We start from the raw sequence: 2153 nt of genomic DNA on the forward strand, positions 1-2153 counted from the left end.
AATTAACGTGTTTACCAATCACAGCTACTTAAGCCCGTATTTTTAAACGTTTTTGATTCCGTCTTTCCTCTGATACCGTCCTTATTAACTGGCGTCACATAAAGCGTGACTTCCCCCCAATAGCCTAAAGTAACGCTTTTTATGTTGGAAACGACGGTGCTTCCCCACTTCCACTGAAATATCGTGTTGCCTTCAGATGCACCGCCATTAGCGTTGTAGGTGTAGGTTGCCGTTATTCTGTTACAGGCTCCGGTACTGCCGCTGTAACCCAGGTTTGTAACGAAAGGCGCAGGCTTAGATCTTATGGTAACAGCTCCACTAAAGGCCTGAGTGCCAGATAACGGCTGCCCTGAACTTTTAGGCGTCACGGCCACCCGCACGTCATAGCCCGCATAGCTGTCCGGCAGCGTGAACGTTTTTGCCGTGCCGCCTGCGACATTCCTCCACGTCTGGCCATCCTTCCACTGCCACTGGAAGCTGGAGACGTCCATACCGGCCCCGTTTGCAGTGAAGGTATATTCCGCCCTCAGGGTCTGCCCCACCTCCGGCGTGCCGGAGATCCTTAGCCCCGTCACAGACGGCATACCATACACCGCTACCGCCGGGCTGTTCTGTACCGCACCGGTCAGCGACGGCTGGCTGCTGCCCTTCGGCGTTACCATTACCCGCACGTTGTAACCCGCATAGCTGTCCGGCAGCGTAAACGTGCTTGCCATGCCGCCTGCGGCATTCTTCCATGCTGCACCATCCTGCCACTGCCACTGGAAGCTTGAGATGTCCGTACCGGCCCCGTTTGCCGTGAAGGTGTATTCCGCCCTCAGGGTCTGCCCCACCTTCGGCGTGCCGGAGATCCTCAGGCCCGTTACCGACGGCGCGTCATAGGCTGCCATCGTCGGACTATCCTGTACCGCCCCGGTCAGCGACGGCTGGCTGCTGCCTTTCGGCGTTACCACCACCCGCACGCTGTAGCCCGCATAGCTGTCTGGAAGCGTAAACGTTCTTGCCGTGCCGCCTGCAGCATTCTTCCATGTTGCACCATCCTGCCATTGCCACTGGAAGCTGGAGGCGTCCGTCCCGGCCCCGTTTGCCGTGAAGGTGTATTCCGCCCTCAGGGTCTGCCCCACCTTCGGCGTGCCGGAGATATGCAGATTGGTTATTGACGGCGCACCATAGGCATCCACCGCCGGGCTGTGCTGTGTATCGCCCTGCAGCTGAGGCTGGCTGCTGCCCTCCGGAATTACCGTCACTTTAATGCTGTAACCCGCATCCTCGGCCCGGAGGGTGTATTCCCGACCCGTGGCCCCCTCAATCGGCATCCAGCTGGTTTTCTCATACCTCCCCCAGATAAAGGTGGATTTATCCGTACCGCTTCCGTTTGCCGTGAAGGTGTATTCTGCCCTCAGCGTCTGCCCTACCTTCGGCGTGCCGGAGATGTGCAGATTGGTTACCGACGGCGCCCCATAAGCGTCTACCGACGGGCTGCTCTGCACCGCTCCGGCCAGTGCTGGCTGGCTGCTGCCCGTCGGCGTCACCACCGCCTTAATGCTGTAACCCGCATCTCCGGCCTGGAGGGTATATTCCCGGCCGGTGGCTCCTTCGATCGGCATCCAGCTGGTTCTCTCATACCTCGCCCAGATATAGGTTGAAGCATCCGCACCGGTTCCGTTCGCCTTGAAGGTGTATTCCGCCCTCAGGGTCTGCCCTACCTTCGGCGTGCCGGAAATCTTCAGGCCCGACACCGCCGGCGCGCCATATACCTCGACCGCTGAACTTTCCTGCGCCACTCCGGCCAGAGCCGGGTGACTGCTGCCCTTCGGCGTCACCACCACCCGCACGCTGTTGCCCGCATAGCTGTCCGGCAACGTGAACGTGCGTGCCGTATTGCCAGCGGCGGCCGCATTCTTCCAGGTCTCACCGTCCTTCCACTGCCACTGGTAGGTGGACGCATCCGCACCGCTCCCGTTTGCCGTTAAGGTGTATTCCGCATTCAGGGTCTGCCCCACCCTCGGCGTGCCGGAGATGTGAAGATTGGTTACCGACGGCGCCCCATAAGCGTCTACCGACGGGCTGCTCTGTACCGCTCCGGCCAGTGCTGGCTGGCTGCTGCCCGTCGGCGTCACCACCGCCTTAATGCTGTAACCCGCATCTCCGGC

At 60.3% G+C, this 2153-nt stretch carries 1 protein-coding gene; it reads right to left on the bottom strand.

Going from position 1 to position 2153, the window contains the following annotated elements:
* Positions 1-11 precede the first annotated feature (11 nt).
* Positions 12-2153, bottom strand: a 2142-nt coding sequence (locus HBA26_RS22550) for a hypothetical protein (RefSeq protein ID WP_166721061.1), incomplete at its 5' end; no start/stop codon positions are given.

This window comes from Enterobacter sp. 725m/11 (assembly GCF_011683705.1).
Classification (GTDB): Bacteria; Pseudomonadota; Gammaproteobacteria; order Enterobacterales; family Enterobacteriaceae; genus Enterobacter; species Enterobacter bugandensis.